Genomic DNA, 22,318 nt, shown 5'->3' with positions numbered 1-22,318 from the left:
AATAAACCCTATTTGTGTGAGCGAAATGTTATTAGCTGCATATTTTTGTTGAATCACCGCACATTGTAAGATGTTAACTAAAATATTGATATAATTGTGCTATCTAGGCTGAAAATTGAGAAATAGAAATGATAGCAAGCATGATTATGTTGACCGCAAGCTTGTCATTAGACGCTCATTTACCACCATTGCTCCCTTGGCAGGGACAAAGTGAGCAATTGATGCAAATGAAGGGTCCTTTAACGACGGACTTTGAACTTAGCGCGGGTATGAATTCGCCCGACTATCAGCAAACCATGGCGTTTGTTGAGCGTTTGGTGGCCGCAAACCCAACTCAATTTAAAGCAATAAATATAGGCTATAGTAATTCAGGACGAGCTGTAAAGATGCTCATTGCTTCTGAACAAAGCCATTTCACAGCCTCAATGTTAAAGAATAACAACAAGCCGACTTTGCTGATCCAAGCGGGTATTCACGCAGGGGAAATTGATGGCAAGGACGCAGCATTTATGATGCTCAGGGATATAGCATTAGGCAAACGTAGAGATTTATTAAGCAAGGTAAATATCTTATTTGTGCCGATCTTAAATGTGGATGGCCATGAGCGACGTAGTCAGTTCAATAGGATTAATCAGCGCGGCCCATTAGAGATGGGGTTTCGCACTAATGCTAATAACTTGAATCTGAATAGAGATTACACAAAGCTTGATACACCCGAAGTACAAGCAATCTTAAAAGTGATTGATGAGTATCAACCAGATCTTTATCTGGACGTACACGTTACCGACGGCGCAGACTATCAATACGATATTACTTACGGGTTTAACCCTGAATTTGCGAGCGAGTCACCGGCTATTGCTCGTGTATTAGAGACACAAATCAAACCCGTTATTGATAAGACATTAGAGCAACAAGGACACATTCCAGGGCCGTTGGTGTTTGCGATGGACAAGCGTGATTTCAAAAAGGGCATTGCTGGGTGGGTCGCTACACCACGTTTTTCAAATGGCTGGGGGGATTTAGCTGGCGTTCCAACTATTTTAGTTGAAAACCATTCTTTAAAACCATACAAGCAGCGCGTACTGGGCACTTATGTATTGTACGACGGTTTGATCTCGGCATTATCGAAATATCAGGCGCAGCTGGGTGAAGCTGTCGCTATCGAACAAAATAGCAGACCCGCTCAGTTGGTTGTAAAAAGGGCATATGCTAAGCAACCAGATACGATCTCATTTAAAGGGATCGCGTATAAGCTTTTCCAAAGTGCGATTTCTGGACAAACAGAAGCTAAGTATCTTGGCGAGAAGATTCAGTATGATGCGTTACCGATTTACTGGCAAAAAGAGGTGGTTACTAAAGTTGATGTGCCAGAAGCTTTCTTTATTCCGCCAGCTTATCCTGAACTTGTGGAAAAATTAAAATTACATGGCATCAAAGTAACAAAGATTGAACATGTTCCTGAGTCAATCGATACCTTGATTAGTGCTAATATCTCTGATTATGAATTCGCCAAAACACCTTTTGAAGGGCGCTTTATGGTTGATGCATCATTTAGCTTTGATAAGGTAAAAGCGCCGGAACTTGCAGGCTGGTACCAAGTTAGTACTGAACAAATCCGAGGCAAACTTGCCACACATTTGTTACACCCACAGGCACCGGACTCATTTTTTAGTTGGGGTGAATTTAATACGATTTTTCAACGCACCGAGTATGTTGAAAATTATGCATTAGAGCCTTTTGCGCGTTCTATGTTAAAAGAGAACCCAACAATAGCCTTAGAGTTTGATAGAAAGATCCGTGAAGATAAAGTTTTTGCTGATGACCCGAGCGCTCGTATGGAGTGGTTGTATGCGCAAACACCTTTTTATGATCAAGCTTACTTAAAATATCCTATCTTAATGTTGTTTAAGGAGAATTAAGGTGCAAGTAATAACCATCCCAGTAACACCATTTATGCAAAATGCGAGGTTAATTACTTGTCCTGAGACAGGTAAAACAGCCATTGTAGACCCCGGTGGTGATGTGGATAGAATCCTAAAATGTATTGACGACGAACAGCTCAGTATAGAGTGCATATTACTGACTCACGGACACCTAGATCATGTGGGAGGGGCTGGCGAATTAAAAGAAGTGTTGGGTGTGGATATTATAGGGCCACAACAAGACGAGAAATTTTGGTTTGATGCGATGCCTATGCAGTGGCAAAGGTTTGGATTCGCGCCTAAAGCGGCATTCTATCCCGATCGCTGGTTATCCCATAAAGAGTCTGTTAGCGTGGGTAAAATGAAACTGGAAGTAAGGCACTGTCCGGGTCATACACCTGGTCATGTGGTGTTTTATCATAATAACTCTTCTCAAGTTCTGGTAGGGGATGTGTTGTTTAAAGGTTCGGTCGGTCGAACAGACTTTCCTAAAGGTGATGCAAGCCAGTTAAAGCAATCTATACTGGAACAGTTGTATACTTTACCCGAAGAAACCGTAGTGTTATCTGGGCATGGTGACAACACCACAATTGGCTATGAAAAGTATAATAACCCATTTGTGAGTGGGCAGTTTGGGTGATCATAGGGGCGGACAAATAGCTTGTCTGCATGTATAATTTTTTCCACTGACTAAAATTTAAAGAAAAAACAATGTCATTAAATCAGGTTGATCGCCAAATATTGGCACTATTACAGCAAGACGCGAGCCTTTCGACAGCAGAAATTGCGGATAAAGTGGGGCTTTCTCAATCACCGTGTTGGCGAAGAATTGCCAAGTTAGAACAAGATGGCTATATCAAGGGTAAGGTTGCTTTATTGGATGAGAAGCAACTCGGTTTTGATATGTTGGTGTATGCACATGTTCGTTTATCTAATCATGGGCGCAACAACTTGGCCGAGTTTGAAAAGCTTATCATGAGCTATGATGAGGTCACGGAATGCTACACTATGGCTGGTACCATGGATTTCATGCTCAGGATTATTTCTCGTGGTATTGAAGGCTATGAGTTGTTTGTGAGAGATAATTTGCTCAATCTTGAATACGTTCAGGAAGTACATTCAAATGTGACCATGACCTGCGTGAAAAGAACGACGGCTTTACCATTGTAATGAAACATGATTGAGCTGTGTCGTGATGCTGTCGTCAGTCAGCCCGATACCTTTTAATCCAATTTGTTAAAAGCGCTGTATTTTGTTAAAATCCAGCGCTTTTCTGTATGTTGTAAGAGGATGTGAATGTTTAATTTAATCAGCAAGGCGCCAAGCTCTGCTAAAAATGACATTTTATCTGGTTTGACTGTCGCACTTGCGTTAGTACCAGAAGCAGTTGCATTTGCGTTTGTTGCGCAAGTTGATCCGTTAGTTGGCTTATACGCTGCGTTTATTGTTGGTTTAATTACGTCAATCTTTGGCGGTCGTCCGGGTATGATATCTGGGGCAACTGGTGCACTTGCCGTTGTTATGGTGAGTCTCGTTGTGGAGCACGGTGTTGAATACCTGTTTGCTACAGTTTTACTCATGGGAATTCTACAGGTGCTGGCCGGGGTCTTTAAACTCGGAAAGTTCATTCGGATGGTGCCGCATCCAGTTATGCTGGGCTTTGTAAACGGTCTAGCGATCGTTATTTTCTTGGCACAGTTGGGACAATTTAAAGTCTCTGATGCTCAAGGGCAGTTGCAATGGATGCAAGGTAGTCAGCTGTACATCATGTTGGGCCTAGTTGCGCTAACCATGTTTATTATTCATTTTTTGCCTAAAGTGACTACTGCAATACCCTCTTCGCTAGCCGCCATCTTAGTCGTAACAGGCTTGGTTATAGGTTTAGATCTTGATGCTCGTAATGTATTAGATTACCTAAAAGATATGTCAGGTAATGCTGATGCTACGATTGCTGGTGGTTTCCCGCAGTTTCACATTCCAATGGTCCCTTTTAATTGGGAAACATTCGTGATTATTTTCCCTTATGCTTTAGTGCTCGCAGCCATTGGTTTAATCGAATCGTTATTGACCTTAACATTAATAGATGAAATCACTGAAACGCGTGGCAACAGTAACCGTGAGTGTATCGGTCAAGGTGCGGCGAATATGACCTGTGGTGTATTTGGTGCGATGGGTGGGTGTGCCATGATTGGTCAATCAATGATTAACATCAACTCTGGCGGACGTAGTCGCTTGTCTGGTATCACGGCAGCCTTGTTACTTCTGGGCTTTATTCTATTCGCTGCTGGACTCATTGAGATGATCCCACTTGCTGCACTGGTGGGTGTTATGTTTATGGTTGTGCTGGGAACGTTTGAATGGTCAAGCTTTAGATTAATGAACCGAGTACCAAAAACGGATGCTTTTGTTATTGTGCTAGTGTCAGGTGTCACGGTGATCACTGACCTTGCAATTGCGGTCTGTGTTGGTGTGATAGTGTCAGCTTTAGTGTTTGCATGGGAACACGCCAAGCATATCTACACAAATAACTATATCGATGAAGAAGGTTCAAAAGTTTATGAGCTTCACGGGCCTTTATTTTTTGGTTCGGTAAAGAATTTTGCTGATTTGTTTGATGTTAGCAATGACCCTGTAGATGTAATCATTGAATTTAAATACAGTCGTGTAGCTGACCACAGTGCAATAGAAGCCATTGATAATTTAGCAGAGCGTTACACCAAAGCTGGCAAAAAACTTCATTTGCGCCATTTAAGCCAAGACTGCCGAGATCTGTTAGAAAAAGCAAGAGATCTCGTCGAAGTAAATGTGATTGAGGATCCAAAATATAAGGTTGCCTCAGATAAGCTTGCATAAAGTTCGCATAGAAAATCAATAAAAAAGGCACTTAGGTGCCTTTTTTATTTGCGCTGGACAGTAAGAAAACTAAGACAATTTACAGTGATTATATCGAGAGCACTGGGATATAATTGAGACAGAACACGAGGAGTTTAATAAGCTTTTGAAATGGCAAGCACTGGTCGATAATCGACAACGATTTTTTTGGGTTTTACAAATAGCAGGCTGGCTGGGTTATGCGCTAGTTAACTATATAGGCTCAAAAGTATTTGAAATGCGCGATATTTATGTGTTTGTTATCGTGCTGAATGCTTATGCTGGCTGTTTAATGACGGTGCCATTGCGATATTTGTATCGCAAAATATGGAACGCTTCACCTTGGGTGCTGATATTGGTGGTGTTTGGTGCTTCTTACGTCACAGGTACCTTATGGGCGGTTGTTCAAAAGTTCAACCTATGGGAAATATACCGCCATGGTTATCGTCCTGAAGAGTGGTTTTATTACCTTCAGCAGGGGTTAGATTCCGTTTACATTGTACTGTGTTGGAGTGGCTTGTATTTCGGGATTAAATATTATCAGTTGCTACAAAGTGAACGTCAAAAGGCGCTCAAAGCAAATACTATGGCTCACGAAGCACAACTAAAGATGCTACGTTATCAGCTTAATCCCCACTTTTTATTTAATACACTCAATGCGATTTCAACATTGATATTGGTCGAAGAAAACAAGGATGCGAACTTGATGGTCGCAAGGTTAAGCGACTTCTTGCGCTACACCTTAAATACCGACCCCATCAAAAAAGTAGCACTTGAGCAAGAATTACATGCATTGCAACTGTATTTAGAGATTGAAAAAGTCCGTTTTGATGAACGCCTGTCTATCGATATTGATGTAAGCGAAGAAGCAAAACAGGCAATGGTGCCTAGTTTGATCTTACAGCCCATTATTGAAAATTCTATCAAATATGCCATTGCCCATTTAGCAGAAGGCGGTAAGCTAGAGATAAAAGCACAAGTTTTCGCCAACGAGTTGTTACTTGAGGTAGGAGATAATGGTCCTGGCGCTGAGTTAGATAACGGACAACTTAAAAATGCCCAAGGTGTGGGTATTGCTAACACTATAGATAGATTGAAAACACTTTACGAAAATAATTATTCATTTGTGTTGTCGCATAATGAACCTAATGGTTTGAAAGTGAATATTCGCGTTCCTTTTGAAAAGGCTAAGAAGTAATGAGCAAGATAAAAGCATTAATTGTCGACGATGAGCCCTTGGCAAGAAAAGGCCTAGCAGTGCGCTTACAGTCATTTTCGCAAATTGAAGTCGTAGAGTTATGTAGTGGTGGGCAACAGGCAATAGATGTTTGTCAGGCGCAAGACATAGATTTAGTTTTCTTAGATATCCAAATGCCCGGAATGAACGGTTTCGAAGTCGCAAGAGCATTAAGCGAGAGCATCAAGCCACTTCCTGCCATTGTATTCGTCACTGCATTTGATCAGTACGCAGTACAAGCGTTTGAAATTCATGCATTGGATTACATTTTAAAACCCGTTGATGACAACAGACTAAAACAGGCGGTGGAAAAAGTGCAAAGTTATTTAAAAACACAACAAGACAACGTGCATAAGAAAAAGTTAGCGAGCTTCGTGGCAGGCATTACAGGAAACAACTGCGAGGAGATTTTGAAGAAACTCGCAACTGGCGATACGCTAGTCGATAAAAAGTATCCTGAATCACTTGCTGTGAAGGAGCAGGGCGAAATTATTCGTGTATCGACAGCGACGATTCAGTGGATTGATGCTGCGGGTGATTACATGTGTTTGCATTGTAGCGACGGTCAAACACATATTTTACGAAAAACAATGAAAGAACTTGAGCAAGAACTTGATCCTGCACTGTTCGTTCGAGTTCACCGCTCGGCAATCGTAAATACAAAGCAGATTAGCAAATTAGTTACGCAAAGTAGTGGCGAGTACCTGTTAGTATTAGAAAACGGTCAAGAACTAAAAGTAAGCCGTAGTTACCGTGATAAAGTTAAGGCTGCACTGGCGAGCTAGTCTTGGGCGTTTTCGTACATGTTAGTTAAGCTTTGCAATCTATCGGGTAGTTAATACGCATTAAAAAGTGCGCGTTACGTATCGATAGTAATGGCAGTTTTCGTCTATTGTCATCATGTTTTCAAAATCTGATGGACAATGTTGCGGGATGGCTTTGCGACTTTGATTTCATATGGCTCAGTTGTGTATGACAGAGCTTATTGATGTTTACACTTAGCTTTTTATTTTTTGTGACCGGTTACATAACTTTTAAAAATAAGAGGGGCAGCATGTAAAGCCACCCCACAGGTAGTTTAAACGGTTACAATCTTCATGGTGTTGGTGGCACCAACTGTTTCCATTGCATCACCATGTGTCAGAATCACTGTATCACCTTTTGCAAGCGAACCAGAGGCAACAAGCGTGTTGAGGGCTTCACGAACCATGGTTTGGTCTGAGCACTTTGTCGAATCGAAGAACACAGGATATACACCACGATAAAGCGCTGTCTGGCCCAATGTACTCTTATGTCTTGATAGAGAATAAATTGGCAATCCCGAACTGATCCGTGACATCAGCTTAGCTGTTTTACCAGACTCTGTTAGGGCGACAATAGCCTTAACACAATCCAGATGGTTTGCAGCGTACATAGCTGATAGCGCAAGCGTTTCAGAGGTATCTGAGAACATGCTGTCTAGGCGATGCTTAGAAACGTGTATCTCTGGTTGTGATTCAGCACCAAGACATACGCGAGCCATAGTCGCTACTGTTTCTTCAGGATAATCCCCAGCAGCTGTTTCAGCTGATAACATCACTGCATCAGTACCATCCAATACTGCGTTCGCGACGTCCATAACTTCTGCTCGCGTAGGCATCGGGTTATCAATCATGGACTCCATCATTTGCGTGGCAGTAACAACGGTACGGTTCAAAGAGCGAGCACGGCGGATGATCAACTTCTGTTTACCAACTAACGCAGCGTCTCCAATTTCTACACCCAAATCTCCACGCGCAACCATCACTGCATCAGAAGCTAAAATAATATCGTCTACGGCTTCTTGCGTTTCAACTGCTTCAGCTCGTTCTATTTTGGCAAGTAATTGTGCATTTGAACCTGCCTGTTCAGCCAAAGAGCGCACGTAACGCATATCGTCACCACAACGAGGGAAAGATACGGCAATGTAATCAACGCCAATTTCTGCTGCGGTGATTAAGTCTTCTTTGTCTTTTTCCGTGAATGCTGGAGCGGTTAAGCCTCCACCAAGACGGTTAATACCTTTATTATTTGATAGCACGCCGCCTACAGTCACGGTGGTGTGCACAAGATGGCCATCTACACTGTCTACTGTTAGCTGTATTAGCCCATCATTGAGCAATAGTAAGTCACCTTTACTTACATCTTGCGGAAGTTCTTTATAGTCAATACCCACGGCTTCTACCGTTCCTTGACCTTTTTCCATTTTTGCGTCAAGCGTGAACTTAGCACCAACATTGAGTGTCACTTTACCATCTTTAAAGGTCGAAACTCGGATTTTTGGACCTTGTAAGTCAGCCAAGATAGCAACATGTTTACCTAGCTTTTGTGCGATGTCACGTACTGCCTGTGCACGATCTTTGTGATCTTGTGCAACACCATGGGAGAAATTCAGTCTGACCACATTGGCACCAGCTTGGATTATTTTTTCTAAATTGTTATCTCTGTCCGTTGCCGGTCCAAGTGTGGCTACGATTTTTGTGCGTCTAAGCATCAGGAGCTCCTGTAGGCCTATGTCGATAGGGTTATGTTATTTGTGCAAATCAATTACCAGACCACTTGTTTGCAAACAAGCTCAATTGTGAGCACATTTTCTGCAAACTAATCGCTATAAATAGAAAGATTTAACTCAAAACTCTTTTTAACAGCGAGATTAAATTATATGATCTGTATGACACCATTATGACACCGGTGTCAGTGTAGGTCAATCACTGATATTGTTGCCAAAAAGTTTACTTGTGAGTGTTTTTTATGCTTTCTTCGGCGAAAGTCGTTGGCAATGCGTTATTATAATAAGTCGAGTTCGCTCGATTGTCGCTGATTATTGCTGTGTTGATGTGTGAGATCGACAGTGTGTTGTGTAATAGTTAGCCCCTAGTATCTGATGAGTGCTAGGGTATAATGCTGTTTGAAGCATAAATACTCACTATATTGTAGTTACCGAGGAGGAAACTAAATGCAGGTTGCATTAGTTGGTTTGGGGGTGATGGGTAAAAACCTCGCGCTAAACCTTATTGAAAAGGGGTTAACACTTGTTGCCTATGACAAAAACCCTGACGCTGGCGCTGAGTTGATTAGCTGTGCTCAATCTTTGGGCTTAGCCGAGCGTTTACACATAGTTTCAGATCTCGGTGATATGGTACGACGCCTAGAATCACCTCGTTCGATTTTATTGCTGGTACCAGCTGGTGAGTTAGTTGATCGCGTGTGCACTGACTTGGTTGAAGCTGGGGTTGCCAAAGAAGATATTATCGTTGATTGTGGTAATAGCAATTATAAAGATGGTATTGCGCGAAAGCTGAAATATCAGAATAAATTTGAGTTCGCTACGATGGGGATCTCAGGTGGTGCCGAAGGAGCACGTCATGGTCCAGCCATGATGGCGAGTGGCTCTGAAGGTGGGTGGGAGCGTGTCGAACCATGGTTTGAAAAAGTGGCTGCGAGCTACAACGGCGAGTCTTGCTTCGCGCGAGTTGGGCAGTCGGCTAGTGGCCATTTCGTGAAAATGGTACACAATGGCATTGAATATGCGCTTATGCAACTAATTGCAGAAATGTACCAACTACTGCGTCACGGAACTGGGCGTTCGCCAAAGGAAGTTGCTGCAATATTCGATCAGTGGTCTCAAGACACGTTAAATAGTTATTTACTATCGATTTCAAGTCATATATTGAGCCTTGAGACAGAGCAATCAGAGCCTTTGGTAGATTTGATTGATAACAAAGTTGGGGCGAAAGGAACTGGCTTGTGGACGGCGCAAAACGCACTTGAGCTTGGTATTGCAGTGCCATCTTTAGTTGCGGCGGTTCAGGCGAGACACCTCACTAACACTATTGATACGCACGCGGCCAAAGAAATGACGTATGCAAATAAGACAACCATAAAAGTAGATGTTGATCTTGAGGAATTGAAAGACGCGTTCTATTTGGCGAGCTTGCTGTCTATCGTCAAGGTCTAGCACTTATCAAAGGCGCATCACGAGAGCATCAATGGAAAGTCGACCTAGCCAAAACACTGCAAACGTGGAGAGCTGGTTGTATCATTCGTGCCGATTACCTAGACGATGTTGCACAAGGTGTTGAATTTATTGATACTCTTGATAAAGAGGCGGCAGCACTTCGTAAAGTAACAGGGTTAGCAGTCGCAAGTGGTTTGGCGTTCCCTGTTTTGTCATCAACGCAAACTTATATTGCTACTTTGAGTACGCCAAGCAATGGCCATTTAGTGCAAGCGCAGCGTGACTATTTTGGTGAACATGGCATTAAAATCCACAGTGGTGAGACATGTCACATAACTGACTTGGTAGAGTTAGAAGCAAAAGTGCGTTAATTAGAGAACAATAAACAAAAAGCCGGCCTATGCCGGCTTTTTTGTTTAGCGAGTAAGTTCACCACGCAAATTATCTTGCATTAGGTGCCGCACAGTTTCTAATTCAAGCTTTTGACTAAACAAATAGTGTAGTTTTGCGATACATGCCTCAAGCGTCATATCAAAGCCACTCAGTACACCACTGTTGAGTAATGCATTACCAGTAGCATAACCTCCCATATTCACTTGTCCTTGAATACATTGCGTGAGGTTTATAATGACCACACCGCGCTCACTGGCCGCTTTCAAAGCTGCTAGAAATTCTCCCTGTTGTGGTGCATTTCCTACTCCAAAACTAAGCAAAATCAGTGCTTTGATATTGCTATTGATGACACTGTTAATGATTTCAATGTTAATCCCAGGGTACAGGTATAAAATACCGATTGGCTGAGAAACCACAGGGGTGACTTGCAACGCTTGGTCGACATAAGGGCTCAATTTTCCTTCTTTGAGCTGAATATTAATACCAGATTGGGCCAAAGGTTGTAGGTTCGGGGATGCAAACGCATCGAAACCATCTGCGTGTGCCTTCGTTGCTCTATTACCACGAAGTAACTTATTGTTGAAAAATAGGCTGACCTCGGCAATCGGGTAATTGGCGGCTAAGTACATGGCATTAAGCAGGTTAACCTGACCATCGGAGCGTAGTTGCGACAGCGGGATCTGTGAACCCGTAACTATCACAGGTTTGGTGAGGTTCTCGAACATAAAGGACAGCGCTGATGCGGTATAAGCCATAGTATCTGTACCATGTAGTACAACAAAGCCATCGTATTGCTCATACTTTTCTTGGATATCATCGGCTATCATTTGCCAATGCAATGGTGACATATCTGACGAGTCTATCAACGGGCAATATTCATGGATATCAAACAGAGGCATTTCATCACGGGTGAATTCTGCATTGTTTTTAACGGTTTCTGTCAGGTAACCCTCTGCAGGAATGTAACCACGACTAGATTGTTTCATACCTATAGTACCGCCAGTGTAAGCGATATAGATTTTTTTTCTTTTCATAAAAAAAGCCCAGAATAGTTTCTGGGCTTAGTATATCAATAGCTGACTTACTTTGGCAGGTTAGAAGCTTACTTCACACACTAAACAACGTACATACGTACCATTTGGGTCGTTAAATTGGTTAAGCAGCTCAAGATTTTGCTCAACCTGAGACGTAATCGGTGAGAGGTAACCATTGGCAAGTTTTACTATCGATGGCGTTGGCGCAAAGCCGGCCAGAGCTGATTTCACCATAGCAGAACCAAACAGTTCACGTAGTAATTGCTCTTTCTCTGATAGCTCTTGTTCAATAGTTATTACTTCATAAAAATCAAGATTCGCAAGCTTCGCTGCGGCCTCTATGGCATCTTTCTTATAGCCAAGGTTATCGATTAGACCGAACTCTTTTGCCTGTGTAGCCGTCCATACACGGCCTTGAGCAACTTTATCAACCGCTTCTTTGGTCATATTGCGTTCTTTGGCAACCAGTGAGATGAACTTGTCATAAGAGTTTTCAACGCTAAGTTGATAAATATCCACTATTTGCTTATCTATACCGCGGGTCAGAGACATGCTGTTGAGTTCAGTGGTCGATACGCCATCCGAGTATATGCCCAGTTCTTTCAATGAGTTCTCAAAAGTCAGAATCGCTCCAAATACACCAATAGAGCCGGTGATCGTACTTGGTGCAGCCCAAATTTCGTTGGTAGAAGCCGCAATCCAGTAGCCACCAGATGCTGCCACGGAGCCCATAGAAGCAACAACTGGTTTACCCGCAGCCTTAATTGCTAGAATTTCATTACGAATCGTTTCTGAAGCGAACATGCTACCACCGCCAGAATCAATACGTAGTACCACTGCTTTGACCTTATCATTTAGGCGGGCTTTTTTGAGTAGTGCAGCTGTGGAATCCCCCCCAATTTTACCTGCCTTTTGTTTACCATCAACGATAGTACCGCGCGCAACAATGACTGCTACTTTCTCAGTAACAGGGTTTTCAAACTGCACTGGTGGTTTAATCATTTCCAGATATTCATCGAATGAAATATGGTTAAAGGTTTTGCCACGCTTATCTAAACCAACTAGTTCGATAAATTCATTGTGAAGCTGCTGATCGGTTTTTAGCTCGTCGACCCAGCGATTGTTTAGAGCGTATTGCGCGAAATCTCCCTGAACAGCCTGTATTTTCATTTCATAGTCGTTGAGCGTTTCGTCAAAATTATCTAACCCGAATGGGCGAGCTTCAGCAACTTCATGCTTATATTGCTGCCAAAGTTCACCAAGCCATAAGCGATTAGCTTCTTTTGCAGCATCAGACATATCATTGCGAATTAACGGCTCTATGGCTGACTTGTAGGTGCCTACGCGGAAAATGTGCTGAGTGACCTTTAGTTTATCTAAAGCATCCTTGAAATACAGAGGATAAGACGCAAAGCCTTGAATTTTCACCGCACCATATGGGTGTAATGAAATTGAGTCTGCATGTGAGGCTAGATAGTACTGAGATTGTGAGTAGTATGAGCCATGAGCAATGACTTTCTTACCCGCGCTTTTAAACTCATCTATTGCTTGAGCAATGACTTCAAGCTTATCAAGGTGGCCTCCGTAGAGGTTTTCAAGATCTAGCCAAAGCACTTGAATTCGATCGTCTTTACGAGCACGATTAATGACTTCTAATACATCATCTAACAAGATTTCATGCGGTTGGTCATTTGACTCACTGAGATCTTGTAATGCTGCATCCAATGGGTCGATGTAGGTCAACTCTTCGACCAAATACCCGTTTAAGTTTAACCTGAGCACACTATTTTCAGAGACTGTAATTTCATCTTTACCACTAAATGCTGCAATAAGTGCTGCGACAATGATAATGAAAAAAATGATGTTTAAGACTAAACGGCGTGAAAAGTTTAAGCCGTGCCATAACGCTTTAAAAAATTTACCAATCAGATTCAAAACTAATCCTCATCAGAACAAACTGCTAACTATGATATGTGAATATCATAACTCAGTTTATATTTGGTTGTTACCTCAAAAACGTAACGAAGTATTTAACAAAACAAATTAGACTGAAAACTAAGCTGTTTACACACAGAAATAGCAAGTTAGCAATGATAGTCAGCCTATGAACAAAAAATTTACGTTAACCTATGCTTGCTAAATCACAAAAAATTGTTAATGTTGCACAGGTTAGACCAGTTAGTCGGGGCAAGTAATGTTAGAAAAACAATTAGAATTAAAACACACTGAGCTGCGTAATCGCTTGGTGATGGGGTCAATGCACACAGGCCTAGAAGAAGGATGGCATAATCGTAAGCGTTTAAGTGCGTTTTATGAGGCTCGTGCTAAAGGGGGGACAGGGTTACTCATCACTGGTGGGTATAGCCCCAATTTGCGTGGTAAATTGACGCCGATTTCGTCTTCGTTTAACACTTTGTACGATGTAATCAAACACAGAGCGTATACACAAGCAGTACATAAACATGGTGCTAAGATTTGCCTGCAGTTGTTACACGCTGGTCGCTATGCTTATCACCCTTTTAATGTGGCTCCAAGCGAGATAAAAGCGCCCATTAACCCTTATAAGCCAAAAGCTATGTCCAAGGGGATGATCAAAAGCACTATAAAAGACTTTGCTCATTCAGCTAAATTAGCTCAAAAGGCCGGCTATGATGGGGTCGAAATAATGGGGTCAGAGGGCTACCTGATCAACGAGTTTATGGCTAACCATACCAATAAGCGAGACGATGAATACGGTGGCTCATTAGAAAATCGTATGCGTCTAGCTGTTGAAATTGTTAAAGCGGTGCGCGCCGCCGTCAAAGACAGTTTTATTATTATTTTTAGACTCTCGGTGATGGATCTTATCCCAAATGGTTCGACCCCTGAAGAAGTGACCCAGCAAGCAAAAGCGTTGGAAGCGGCGGGCGTTGATATTTTAAACACAGGGATTGGCTGGCACGAAGCAAGAGTACCGACAATCGCCAGTATGGTTCCACCGGGTGCATTTAAGGAAGCCTCTAAACGCTTAAAAGATGTGGTAGAGATACCCGTCATTGCGGTTAATCGTATCAATACTCCAGAGATTGCTAATAGCATTTTGCAAAATCAGGAAGCCGATCTGATCTCCATGGCTAGACCGCTTCTTGCGGATCCAGAGTTCTTTAATAAATATGCCGCACAGCAAAGTGAACAAATAAATATTTGTATTGGCTGTAATCAGGGCTGTTTAGATCACGTGTTTAAAGGTAAAAGAGCAACCTGTCTAGTTAATCCACAGGCTGGTTTTGAATTGGATTACCCGTTGCTTCCTGCCACAAAGAAAAAGCGTGTGCTGGTGGTAGGGGCGGGGCCCGCTGGATTATCTGCAAGCTATTATCTCGCAAGCAAGGGACATGAGGTAAAACTCATTGACAAAAATTCTCAACCTGGCGGTCAGTTCAATCTAGCGATGAGAATTCCGGGTAAGGAAGATTTTAAGAAAACACTTGCTTATTACTTATCTGAGCTAACGCGATTGAACGTTGAATTGCAGTTAAACACCGAATATCAGACTGAAATGTCTAAACAGTTTGATGATGTGGTATTTGCCACAGGCGTTAGCCCAAGACTTTCAAACATTGAATGTAGTGATGGCAAACGTGTATTTGCTTATGATGAGGTGATCCGCAAAGAAGTAGAACTGGGCGACAAAATAGCTATATTAGGTGCCGGCGGTATTGGCTTTGACATGGTTGCGTTTTTAGCGGAGAAAAGCGAGCAATCCATCGAGGACTTTAAGCATCATTGGGGGATTGAATGTGAAGCTCAGCCACTTAGAGATCCTCGTAAGTTATATATGTTAAAGCGCAGTTCTGGACGTTTCGGTAGTGACTTAGGCAAAACTACGGGATGGATACATCGACAAGTGGCTAAGCAGCATCAAGTTGAGCAACTCGCTGAATGTGAATATCTAGCATTTTCTGATAAAGGTTTGCTCATCAGACAAGCCGGAGAAGAAAAATGGCTAGATGTTGATACAGTGATCGCATGTATAGGTCAGGTTTCTAATGACCAGTTGTTTAATAAAGAGGACTTGCCACACAATCACCATGTTATCGGTGGCGCAAAGTTAGCCAGTGCGATAGATGCGAAAAGAGCCATCTTTGAAGCATTACAGGCAGCTCGATTGATATAAAATTGTTTGTTCAGTTCCCTTTGCAACAAACTTAGCTTAAAAGCGGTCTAGACTAATAACTATAGTAATTATGGATTATTTTAAAGGCCGCTTATGCTTTGTACATTTCACAAAACCTACCAATATTTATTTGATAAAGCGCAAATACTCAATGGGTTCCCCGCCTTATTATTCAGACTCATCCTCGCTCCTGTGATGATAGTCGCCGGATATAGCAAGCTCAATTTAGCCAGTGACCAATATAGTTTTCCTAATAACTTATTGGCAGACCAAAACGTTGTAGATTGGTTTGGCAATGAACAATGGGGCCTTGGATTGCCTTTTCCTGATTTACTAGCATTTTTAGCAGGATGGAGTGAATTCCTAGGCGGTTGGTTACTGTTTATAGGTTTATTCACACGACTGGTGTCCATACCACTGTTGTTTACCATGTTTGTTGCCGCGACAACGGTACACTGGGACAATGGCTGGTTTTCTGTTGCGCCATCAAACCCGCAAACCAGCTCAGCATTAGCATTTAGTTGGTTAGGCATACCCGCTGCAGAAGCTAGTTTAGACAATAGCGTCGAGGTCGCAGAGCGTCTTGATAAAATAAAGTCACTGATAGAAATCCATGGTTATCCAGATTATTTATACGAAAAAGGCAGTGTGGTTATCTTAAACAATGGGATTGAATTTGCTGCAATTTACTTTGCTATGTTACTCAGCCTAATTTTTAGTGGTGGAGGTAGATATGTCAGTGTGGATTATTGGCTTAAGCGCGCTGTAAAAAACAAATGCCTTGAAAAGTAACAAAAAATCACATCATTGATAGATGATATGGGCAGACGATGGTATTCTCACTAGCAACAAAATACAGCAATTAAGGTACGGTTTTATGGATGCCATCGAGCTACTTACAACTCGTCAATCAGACAGTAATTTGTCATTTCCGGGCCCAACCGACGCCCAATTAGAAGTCATCAAAAAAGCAGCGCTAAAAGTGCCAGACCATGGTGGTTTAGCGCCTTGGAAGTTTATCGTGGTGCAGGGTGAGGGCAGAGATAAATTAGGTGAAATCTACCACCAAGCAGCGGTAAGTGAAAATCAGGATGAACGCACAATAAGCCGTGCAAAAGAACTCACTCAAAGAGCACCGATGATCATCATTGCTATTAGTCCATATCAAGAGCATCCAAAAGTGCCAAGAATTGAGCAAATAGAGAGCGCTGCATGTAGTGTTTTTGCCATGCAACAGGCAGCATTTGCACAGCATTTGTCAGGGGTTTGGAGAACAGGGTATTTTGCACAAAGTCCAAAAGTAAAATCTTTGCTAGGTTTAAATGAGCAAGATGAGATTGTAGGTTATCTATACTTAGGAACGCCAACCGTGGCTTGCACGAAACCTGTGCGCCATAAAGCTGAAACTTTTTTTAGTGATTTATAAGAGGTAGTCATGCCATTACACGTGATTGAGCATCCACTCGTACAGCATAAACTTGCACTGCTTAGAGAGTATGGGATTAGCACCAAAAGTTTTCGTGAATTAGTCAGTGAAATAGGCACTTTGCTTACCTACGAGGCGACCAAAGATATGCCCTTACAAGAACATTCAATAAAGGGCTGGCAGGGTAACGAGATCAAGGTGTTTAAACTACAGGGTAAAAAAATTACCGTAGTGCCTATTTTACGTGCGGGTCTCGGTATGATGGATGGTGTGATGGAGCTTATTCCATCAGCCAAAGTGAGTGTTGTTGGTTTACAACGTAACGAAGAAACTCTTGAGCCAGTGCCATATTTTGAAAAGCTAGTGGGTAAAATTGAACAGCGTTTGAGTCTTGTTATCGATCCAATGTTGGCAACGGGCGGTTCAATGATAGCCACCATAGATATGCTTAAAAAAGCTGGGTGTACGCACATCAAAGCGATTGTACTCGTTGCTGCCCCTGAAGGTGTAAAAGCGACACTGGATGCACATCCTGACATTGAAATATACACAGCGGCGTTAGACAGCCATTTAAATGAACATGGCTACATTGAAGATATTCGGCACGGTTTAAATGGTGATTCAGTTACAAAGCCTCACGGGTGATAACGATGCGATGCAAACTAGTTGATGTATTTAGTAAGCAAAGATTACAAGGCAACGGCTTGGCAATATTTTATGATTGCCAAAACCTAAGCAAAAGGCAAATGCAGGCGTGGACCAGAGAGATGCGCCAATTTGAGTCAATTTTTGTAGATACCAGTGTCACGCCTTATCGCGCGTGGATTTTCACCATGGAAGAAGAACTGGACTTTGCGGGTCACCCTTTAATTGGACTGGCCTACCATTTACATGAACTATTTGGTGCGCCAAATGAAACACATACTTGGTCAATTGAACTGAATCAAAAGGTGGTTGAATTAAGCAGTCGCTGGCGTGGCAAGCATTTCTTAGCGGCAATGCATCAAGGAGCGCCTGAGTTTATTAATACTCTGACCACCAAGCAAGCTGAACCTTTCTATGCTGCGTTAGGAATAGAGCAATTACAGCCTCAAGATTTGCCAGTACAAGTGATCAGTACCGGCTTGCCATATCTAATTTTGCCGATTGAACATGGCTTAAGTAAAGTCTCATTTTGTACCAACAAGTTGGAGTCAATGCTTGAACAATATCAGGCGAAGTTTTTATATCTTATCGATGTGAATAACTTCGAAGGCCGCACTTGGGACAACTTGGGTAGTGTTGAGGATATCGCAACGGGTAGTGCTGCGGGGCCTGTTGCCGCATATCTATATCAGCAAGGTCTGACAACACAGCAAGATATTTCAATTGGGCAGGGGCGCTTTGTAGATAGGCCCAGTGAAATTAAGGTGGACTTAAAGTGTGATGGCAATGAAATTGTAGATATTATTGTCAGCGGTTATGTAACCCATGTTGGTGATTTTGTATTAAGTGATTAACCACAATGAAAGTGATGTTGATCAAATATGTTCTAAGGATACTTATTTGGCCTGCCAGCTTTGGTTGGTTTGGCGTTAGCCTGATAAGTGTCTATGTATATCTACGCGACTTAGAAACCAGCTTCACGTCATTTATGAGCGTGATTGCAGCTCTAATGGGGCTGCTTTCCTTGTTAGTGATGTCAGTTACCGCAATGCGTTACCCTAACGTTAGTGTATATCATGTTCTAATTACCCAAGTTGGCAGTGGAATTCTTGGCTATGTGATGTATGTGGGTGTCTTCAGTGAGCCGTGGTTGCTTTGGAGTGGATTTAGCTTATTACTAGCGGCGTGTATTTTAACGTTTGATCACTTGTGTAATTTGAATAAATAGCAAGAGCGAATCCGTTCTTGCTATTTATTATTGTGATTATACTTTGAACTGCTCAAGCATACTTTCTTGTTCTGCGATTTTCTCAACCTGACTCTGCATGGTATGGTCGACAGTTTTTGCTTCATTAAATACCATATCTGAGATGTTTCTTATTTCCATGGCGTTGTTATTGACTTCACTAACCACCTGTCGCTGTTCATTTAACATATCTGCTATTTGCAGATTAAGTTGTACAATGTGTTCGATTGCTGAGCGGATGGCTTGCAACGAATCACTCGTTTCATCAGCTTTGCCGACTGTTTTTTCCACCACGCTTTGACTTTGTTTCATCACTTGAACCGCATTTACGGCACCCGCTTGTAGTTGGTCAATCATGGATTTTATTTCTGTAGTGGCTTCTTGTGTGCGTTGCGCCAATGTACGTACTTCATCAGCAACAACTGCGAAGCCTCGACCGGATTCACCAGCACGAGCGGCCTCAATGGCAGCGTTTAACGCTAATAGGTTAGTCTGTTCGGCGATACCATTGATAACCGATAAGATTTGTTCAATACCGCTAGTAGAGACCTCCAAGTCATTTACCACATCAACGGCGGTTGAAATTTGCTCTGAGAGATGAGCTATTGTATCTGTGGTTTGTGAGACAATTCTTTGTCCTTCAACCGCTGCACTATCTGTTTTTTGAATGGCTTCAGCTGCTTCTTGTGCTGAATTTGCAACTCGTTGTTCGGTTTCAGACATATGCTCCGTGGCTGCGGTGAGGGAGGTCAGAGATTGAAGCTGTCTTGAAATTGCAGTACTGGATTGATTTGCACCAGAAGATGTTTGCTTTGCATCTTCTAAAATTTCATGTCCTAGTACTTGTATATCAGCAATGAGTTGTTGCAAACGGGCGGTGAACAAATTGAAGTTCTCTGCAAGCGCTGCGAACTCAGGATCGCTGTTGGTATTGAGACGCACGGTTAAATCGGCGTTACCCTTGGCGATATTAGCCATTGCATCGTTGATGTCTGCGAGTGGTTTTAGCAGCAGGTTGATGACAAAAGATAGCACGATAATACTGATTATGACGAAAAGAGCTGTAAACATCACTGAGTCCTGTGTTAGCTCAGAGACAGCGGCAAAGACTTTGTCTTTTTCTAATGCAACACCCACTAACCAGTCAAAGCCATCGACTTTTTGAAAGTCAATAAGGTACTCTTTGCCATCCAGCTTTATGTGTTGTAACTCTTGACTGAAAGTGGTGTTACCCAAAAATTTGCTGGCTTTATCACCATTGAGTGCGACATCAGGGTGGGAGATGATGGTGCCGTCGGTGCTGACCATAAATGCAAAACCGGCGTTAAAAAGATTAAATGAATTAATCATATTGCCTAATTTCGCAAGGCTAACATCATAAAACAGCGCACCGTGAAAGCGGCCTTGTTTGGATACAGGGGTGCCGATTGAAACCACGATTTCTTTGCTGACTGAGTCAGCATATGGGGCGGTGACTATCAGCTTTCCAGCATTCTTAGCATCGGTATACCATGGTCGTTTACGGGGGTCCCACGTTGGTCCTGGGTTCCACGATGGATCGCTAGCGACATATTTACCGGTACTTTCTTCCCCATATCCGATAAGCAAAAATTGCTCGGTCAGTTTAGGTTGGGATAATATCGGGTATGCTTCTTGTAGTGAATCAGTGCCTGCAACCAATGAAGTTGCTAACGAAGCCAAATCAGTGCTGCCCTGCATTTGTGCTGTTACAGTGTTACTAATCCCTTGGATTATTTCATTTACGTTGTGACTGACTTGCTGTTCTAAATTCTCTTTAATTGAAAAGTATTGCTTAATGGATAAAACGCTGAGCGCTAGAAATAAGACTAACGAGGATACAATAACAATTTTGTGTTTGAACTTCACGGCACATCTCCAACACCCGACATCATATAAATGTAAAACATTAACAAAAACTTGCAATGTTAGTTTCAGTTTAATGTACCAGATATCGCAAAACTTTAAATAGCTAATTCCCAATAGATTAAACATAACTGTAATAACTTTGTTACGTTTTGCGCAAACGCGTATTGCGGGTTTTACTCTGGGCTATGCCTTAGTGAAGCGTTCTTATTTCTGCGCGATTAATCTATTTACTGTCGTTTGGTGAGCTGCGGACTAGCACCGTGTTAAAAACTGGTACTAAGTTCTGATTAAAGGTGGGTTCAGATTAGTTCTTTATACTTTAAAACAAGTTGTGTTTTTTAGAATAATTACAGAGGTTACCATGACTAAATTTAGAACGTTATTACCTTTAGCTGCTGCGGTTGCGTTGGCTGCATGTGGTGGTTCAGATAGTGGTTCGAGCACTACGCAGCCGAACCCATCAGATAAAACCACCATGACACTTGGGGTGTCTGATGCGGCGGTAAGTAATGTCAGCGCGGTAAACATTGTGATTGACGGTATCGTAATGAAAAAAGGCGATACTCAACAAACTTTTGAGACTAGGGATGAGGATGGAAACCCAATTTCAATTAACCTACTAGACTACACGGGCGATCAGGCTTTCCCATTGTTAGTTGATGTAGAGCTGGAAGCTGGTGAATATGAATGGTTGCGGGCCAACATTGTCAATGGCACGAGTGTTGAAAACCTGTCCTTGGGATCGCATCTTACATACGATAGTGATTTACAAGTTGCGTTGGATGTAAGAAGAAAAGGAAATGATGGTGTTGGCGAAATTCAAATTAATAATGTAGTTGTCAACGAAGGAGACAATGCATTTGTATTAGAATTTGATCTTAACCGTTCGTTAGTGCTACCTCAAAGTGGTACCACGGTGTATTTAAAGCCAACGACAATTCGTCTTGAAAACACCCAAACCACGTTTACAGTTTCCGGCACAGTTTCAGAGGCGTTGAAGCAAGCATGTATCGCCGATAATTCTGAACTTGCTCCTGCTGAAGGTGAGTACAAGCATGTCGTTTACTTGTACAGCGAACAAGCTGAGCAACCGAGTGATATCTTCGAGACAGACCCTGTGGATGTCAATTCTCCAATCGCTACCGCGACGTTGGACGCGAACAATGAGTTTGCTATCGGGTTTATTACACCAGCAAACTATCAGATTGGATTCAGTTGTTTAGGTCACGTTGATGATCCTGAAGTTGACGATCCTGACTTCTCAATTTATCAGCAACAATCTATCGAGGTGAATAGTGCTACCACGGTGACATTTGACAGCGCCTCTTAATCAAATAATTTACCCCCTTCGCTTCATTCTAGAACCCAAAGGAAATCATATCCTTTGGGTTCTTTTTTTGTTTGTTGATAGAGCGGACGTTAGTGCTTGTAAAGTAGTGTAAAATTCATTGTGACGCTAACCTTTAGTCAGTTATAAAACCGAACTGATAGATCTAAATCATTGTGTCACAGCGTATTAATACCT

Annotated in this window: 17 protein-coding genes and 1 pseudogene; 14 read left to right on the top strand and 4 right to left on the bottom strand. The window is 42.3% G+C overall.

Features of this window, described 5'->3' with window-relative positions; translation table 11 throughout:
• The first annotated feature begins 128 nt into the window (after positions 1-128).
• The 6 genes from C2M32_RS11070 to C2M32_RS11045 all read left to right on the top strand — a co-directional run bounded on the left by C2M32_RS11070 (position 129) and on the right by C2M32_RS11045 (position 6,815).
• The gene (locus tag C2M32_RS11070) at positions 129-1,919 is read left to right on the top strand and encodes a M14 family metallopeptidase (protein WP_105168480.1); all 1,791 of its coding nucleotides are present in this window, start codon (positions 129-131) and stop codon (positions 1,917-1,919) included.
• 1 nt (position 1,920) lies between these two features.
• Entirely contained in the window at positions 1,921-2,562 is a 642-nt protein-coding gene (locus C2M32_RS11065; RefSeq protein WP_105168479.1) for an MBL fold metallo-hydrolase, read from the top strand.
• A 71-nt stretch (positions 2,563-2,633) separates the two neighbouring features.
• Entirely contained in the window at positions 2,634-3,092 is a 459-nt protein-coding gene (locus tag C2M32_RS11060) for an Lrp/AsnC family transcriptional regulator (RefSeq protein ID WP_070985187.1), read from the top strand.
• Between the two features lie 126 nt (positions 3,093-3,218).
• Positions 3,219-4,775: a SulP family inorganic anion transporter gene (locus tag C2M32_RS11055; RefSeq protein ID WP_105168478.1), complete on the top strand. Its 1,557-nt coding sequence runs from the start codon at positions 3,219-3,221 to the stop codon at positions 4,773-4,775.
• Positions 4,776-4,920: 145 nt separating this feature from the next.
• Entirely contained in the window at positions 4,921-5,991 is a 1,071-nt protein-coding gene (locus tag C2M32_RS11050; protein WP_070985191.1) for a sensor histidine kinase, read from the top strand.
• A complete protein-coding gene (locus C2M32_RS11045; protein ID WP_105168477.1) occupies positions 5,991-6,815 on the top strand; it encodes a LytR/AlgR family response regulator transcription factor in 825 nt (274 codons plus the stop codon). Before C2M32_RS11050 ends, C2M32_RS11045 begins: the two co-directional genes overlap by 1 nt.
• A 293-nt stretch (positions 6,816-7,108) precedes the next feature.
• On the opposite strand, the gene pyk is transcribed toward C2M32_RS11045, so the two are convergent.
• Complete coding sequence (gene pyk / locus C2M32_RS11040) at positions 7,109-8,542, bottom strand: pyruvate kinase (protein WP_105168476.1); 1,434 nt, start codon at positions 8,540-8,542, stop codon at positions 7,109-7,111.
• A 462-nt stretch (positions 8,543-9,004) separates the two neighbouring features.
• On the opposite strand from pyk, the pseudogene gndA reads away from it, so the two are divergent.
• A pseudogene (gndA, locus tag C2M32_RS11035) lies at positions 9,005-10,377 on the top strand (NADP-dependent phosphogluconate dehydrogenase).
• A 45-nt stretch (positions 10,378-10,422) separates the two neighbouring features.
• Here gndA and ansA read toward each other — a convergent pair.
• Both ansA and sppA read right to left on the bottom strand, forming a co-directional pair.
• Positions 10,423-11,433, bottom strand: a complete 1,011-nt coding sequence (gene ansA, locus C2M32_RS11030; RefSeq protein ID WP_105168475.1) for an asparaginase — start codon at positions 11,431-11,433, stop codon at positions 10,423-10,425.
• Between the two features lie 60 nt (positions 11,434-11,493).
• Positions 11,494-13,362, bottom strand: coding sequence for a signal peptide peptidase SppA (gene sppA, locus C2M32_RS11025; protein ID WP_105169280.1), 1,869 nt, complete (start codon positions 13,360-13,362; stop codon positions 11,494-11,496).
• A gap of 265 nt (positions 13,363-13,627) precedes the next feature.
• Between sppA and C2M32_RS11020 the strand changes: the two genes are divergently transcribed.
• The 6 genes from C2M32_RS11020 (at position 13,628) to C2M32_RS10995 (ending at position 18,888) form a co-directional block, all read left to right on the top strand.
• Positions 13,628-15,589, top strand: coding sequence for an FAD-dependent oxidoreductase (locus C2M32_RS11020; RefSeq protein ID WP_105168474.1), 1,962 nt, complete (start codon positions 13,628-13,630; stop codon positions 15,587-15,589).
• Between the two features lie 93 nt (positions 15,590-15,682).
• The gene (locus C2M32_RS11015) at positions 15,683-16,381 is read left to right on the top strand and encodes an HvfX family Cu-binding RiPP maturation protein (protein ID WP_105168473.1); all 699 of its coding nucleotides are present in this window, start codon (positions 15,683-15,685) and stop codon (positions 16,379-16,381) included.
• Between the two features lie 85 nt (positions 16,382-16,466).
• The gene (locus C2M32_RS11010) at positions 16,467-17,015 is read left to right on the top strand and encodes an NAD(P)H nitroreductase (protein ID WP_105168472.1); all 549 of its coding nucleotides are present in this window, start codon (positions 16,467-16,469) and stop codon (positions 17,013-17,015) included.
• 9 nt (positions 17,016-17,024) lie between these two features.
• Positions 17,025-17,660, top strand: coding sequence for a uracil phosphoribosyltransferase (gene upp, locus C2M32_RS11005; RefSeq protein WP_105168471.1), 636 nt, complete (start codon positions 17,025-17,027; stop codon positions 17,658-17,660).
• Positions 17,661-17,665: 5 nt separating this feature from the next.
• Entirely contained in the window at positions 17,666-18,514 is an 849-nt protein-coding gene (locus tag C2M32_RS11000) for a PhzF family phenazine biosynthesis protein (protein WP_105168470.1), read from the top strand.
• A 5-nt stretch (positions 18,515-18,519) separates the two neighbouring features.
• Positions 18,520-18,888, top strand: coding sequence for a hypothetical protein (locus C2M32_RS10995; protein ID WP_105168469.1), 369 nt, complete (start codon positions 18,520-18,522; stop codon positions 18,886-18,888).
• Positions 18,889-18,924: 36 nt separating this feature from the next.
• Here the strand turns inward: C2M32_RS10995 and C2M32_RS10990 are convergent, their stop codons facing one another.
• On the bottom strand, positions 18,925-20,793 hold the full coding sequence (locus C2M32_RS10990; protein ID WP_158678207.1) for a methyl-accepting chemotaxis protein: 1,869 nt from the start codon (positions 20,791-20,793) through the stop codon (positions 18,925-18,927).
• Between the two features lie 361 nt (positions 20,794-21,154).
• Between C2M32_RS10990 and C2M32_RS10985 the strand changes: the two genes are divergently transcribed.
• Complete coding sequence (locus C2M32_RS10985) at positions 21,155-22,123, top strand: DUF4382 domain-containing protein (protein WP_105168467.1); 969 nt, start codon at positions 21,155-21,157, stop codon at positions 22,121-22,123.
• Positions 22,124-22,318: the final 195 nt, after the last annotated feature.

The organism is Pseudoalteromonas sp. T1lg23B (assembly GCF_002964665.1).
In the GTDB taxonomy this organism is placed as follows: Bacteria; Pseudomonadota; Gammaproteobacteria; order Enterobacterales; family Alteromonadaceae; genus Pseudoalteromonas.
Note: the sequence above shows the minus strand (reverse complement) of the source record. Positions and strands in the feature narration are given on the sequence as shown.

Bases quoted from the DNA above. Each gene is read 5' to 3' on its own strand.
- C2M32_RS11060 (WP_070985187.1), top strand. From the start codon at position 2,634: ATGTCATTAAATCAGGTTGATCGCCAAATATTGGCACTATTACAGCAA.
- C2M32_RS10995 (WP_105168469.1), top strand. From the start codon at position 18,520: ATGAAAGTGATGTTGATCAAATATGTTCTAAGGATACTTATTTGGCCT.
- C2M32_RS11000 (WP_105168470.1), top strand. From the start codon at position 17,666: ATGCGATGCAAACTAGTTGATGTATTTAGTAAGCAAAGATTACAAGGC.
- pyk (WP_105168476.1), bottom strand. From the start codon at position 8,542: ATGCTTAGACGCACAAAAATCGTAGCCACACTTGGACCGGCAACGGAC.
- C2M32_RS11010 (WP_105168472.1), top strand. From the start codon at position 16,467: ATGGATGCCATCGAGCTACTTACAACTCGTCAATCAGACAGTAATTTG.
- C2M32_RS11070 (WP_105168480.1), top strand. From the start codon at position 129: ATGATAGCAAGCATGATTATGTTGACCGCAAGCTTGTCATTAGACGCT.
- ansA (WP_105168475.1), bottom strand. From the start codon at position 11,433: ATGAAAAGAAAAAAAATCTATATCGCTTACACTGGCGGTACTATAGGT.
- C2M32_RS11015 (WP_105168473.1), top strand. From the start codon at position 15,683: ATGCTTTGTACATTTCACAAAACCTACCAATATTTATTTGATAAAGCG.
- upp (WP_105168471.1), top strand. From the start codon at position 17,025: ATGCCATTACACGTGATTGAGCATCCACTCGTACAGCATAAACTTGCA.
- C2M32_RS11020 (WP_105168474.1), top strand. From the start codon at position 13,628: ATGTTAGAAAAACAATTAGAATTAAAACACACTGAGCTGCGTAATCGC.
- C2M32_RS11055 (WP_105168478.1), top strand. From the start codon at position 3,219: ATGTTTAATTTAATCAGCAAGGCGCCAAGCTCTGCTAAAAATGACATT.
- C2M32_RS11045 (WP_105168477.1), top strand. From the start codon at position 5,991: ATGAGCAAGATAAAAGCATTAATTGTCGACGATGAGCCCTTGGCAAGA.
- C2M32_RS10985 (WP_105168467.1), top strand. From the start codon at position 21,155: ATGACTAAATTTAGAACGTTATTACCTTTAGCTGCTGCGGTTGCGTTG.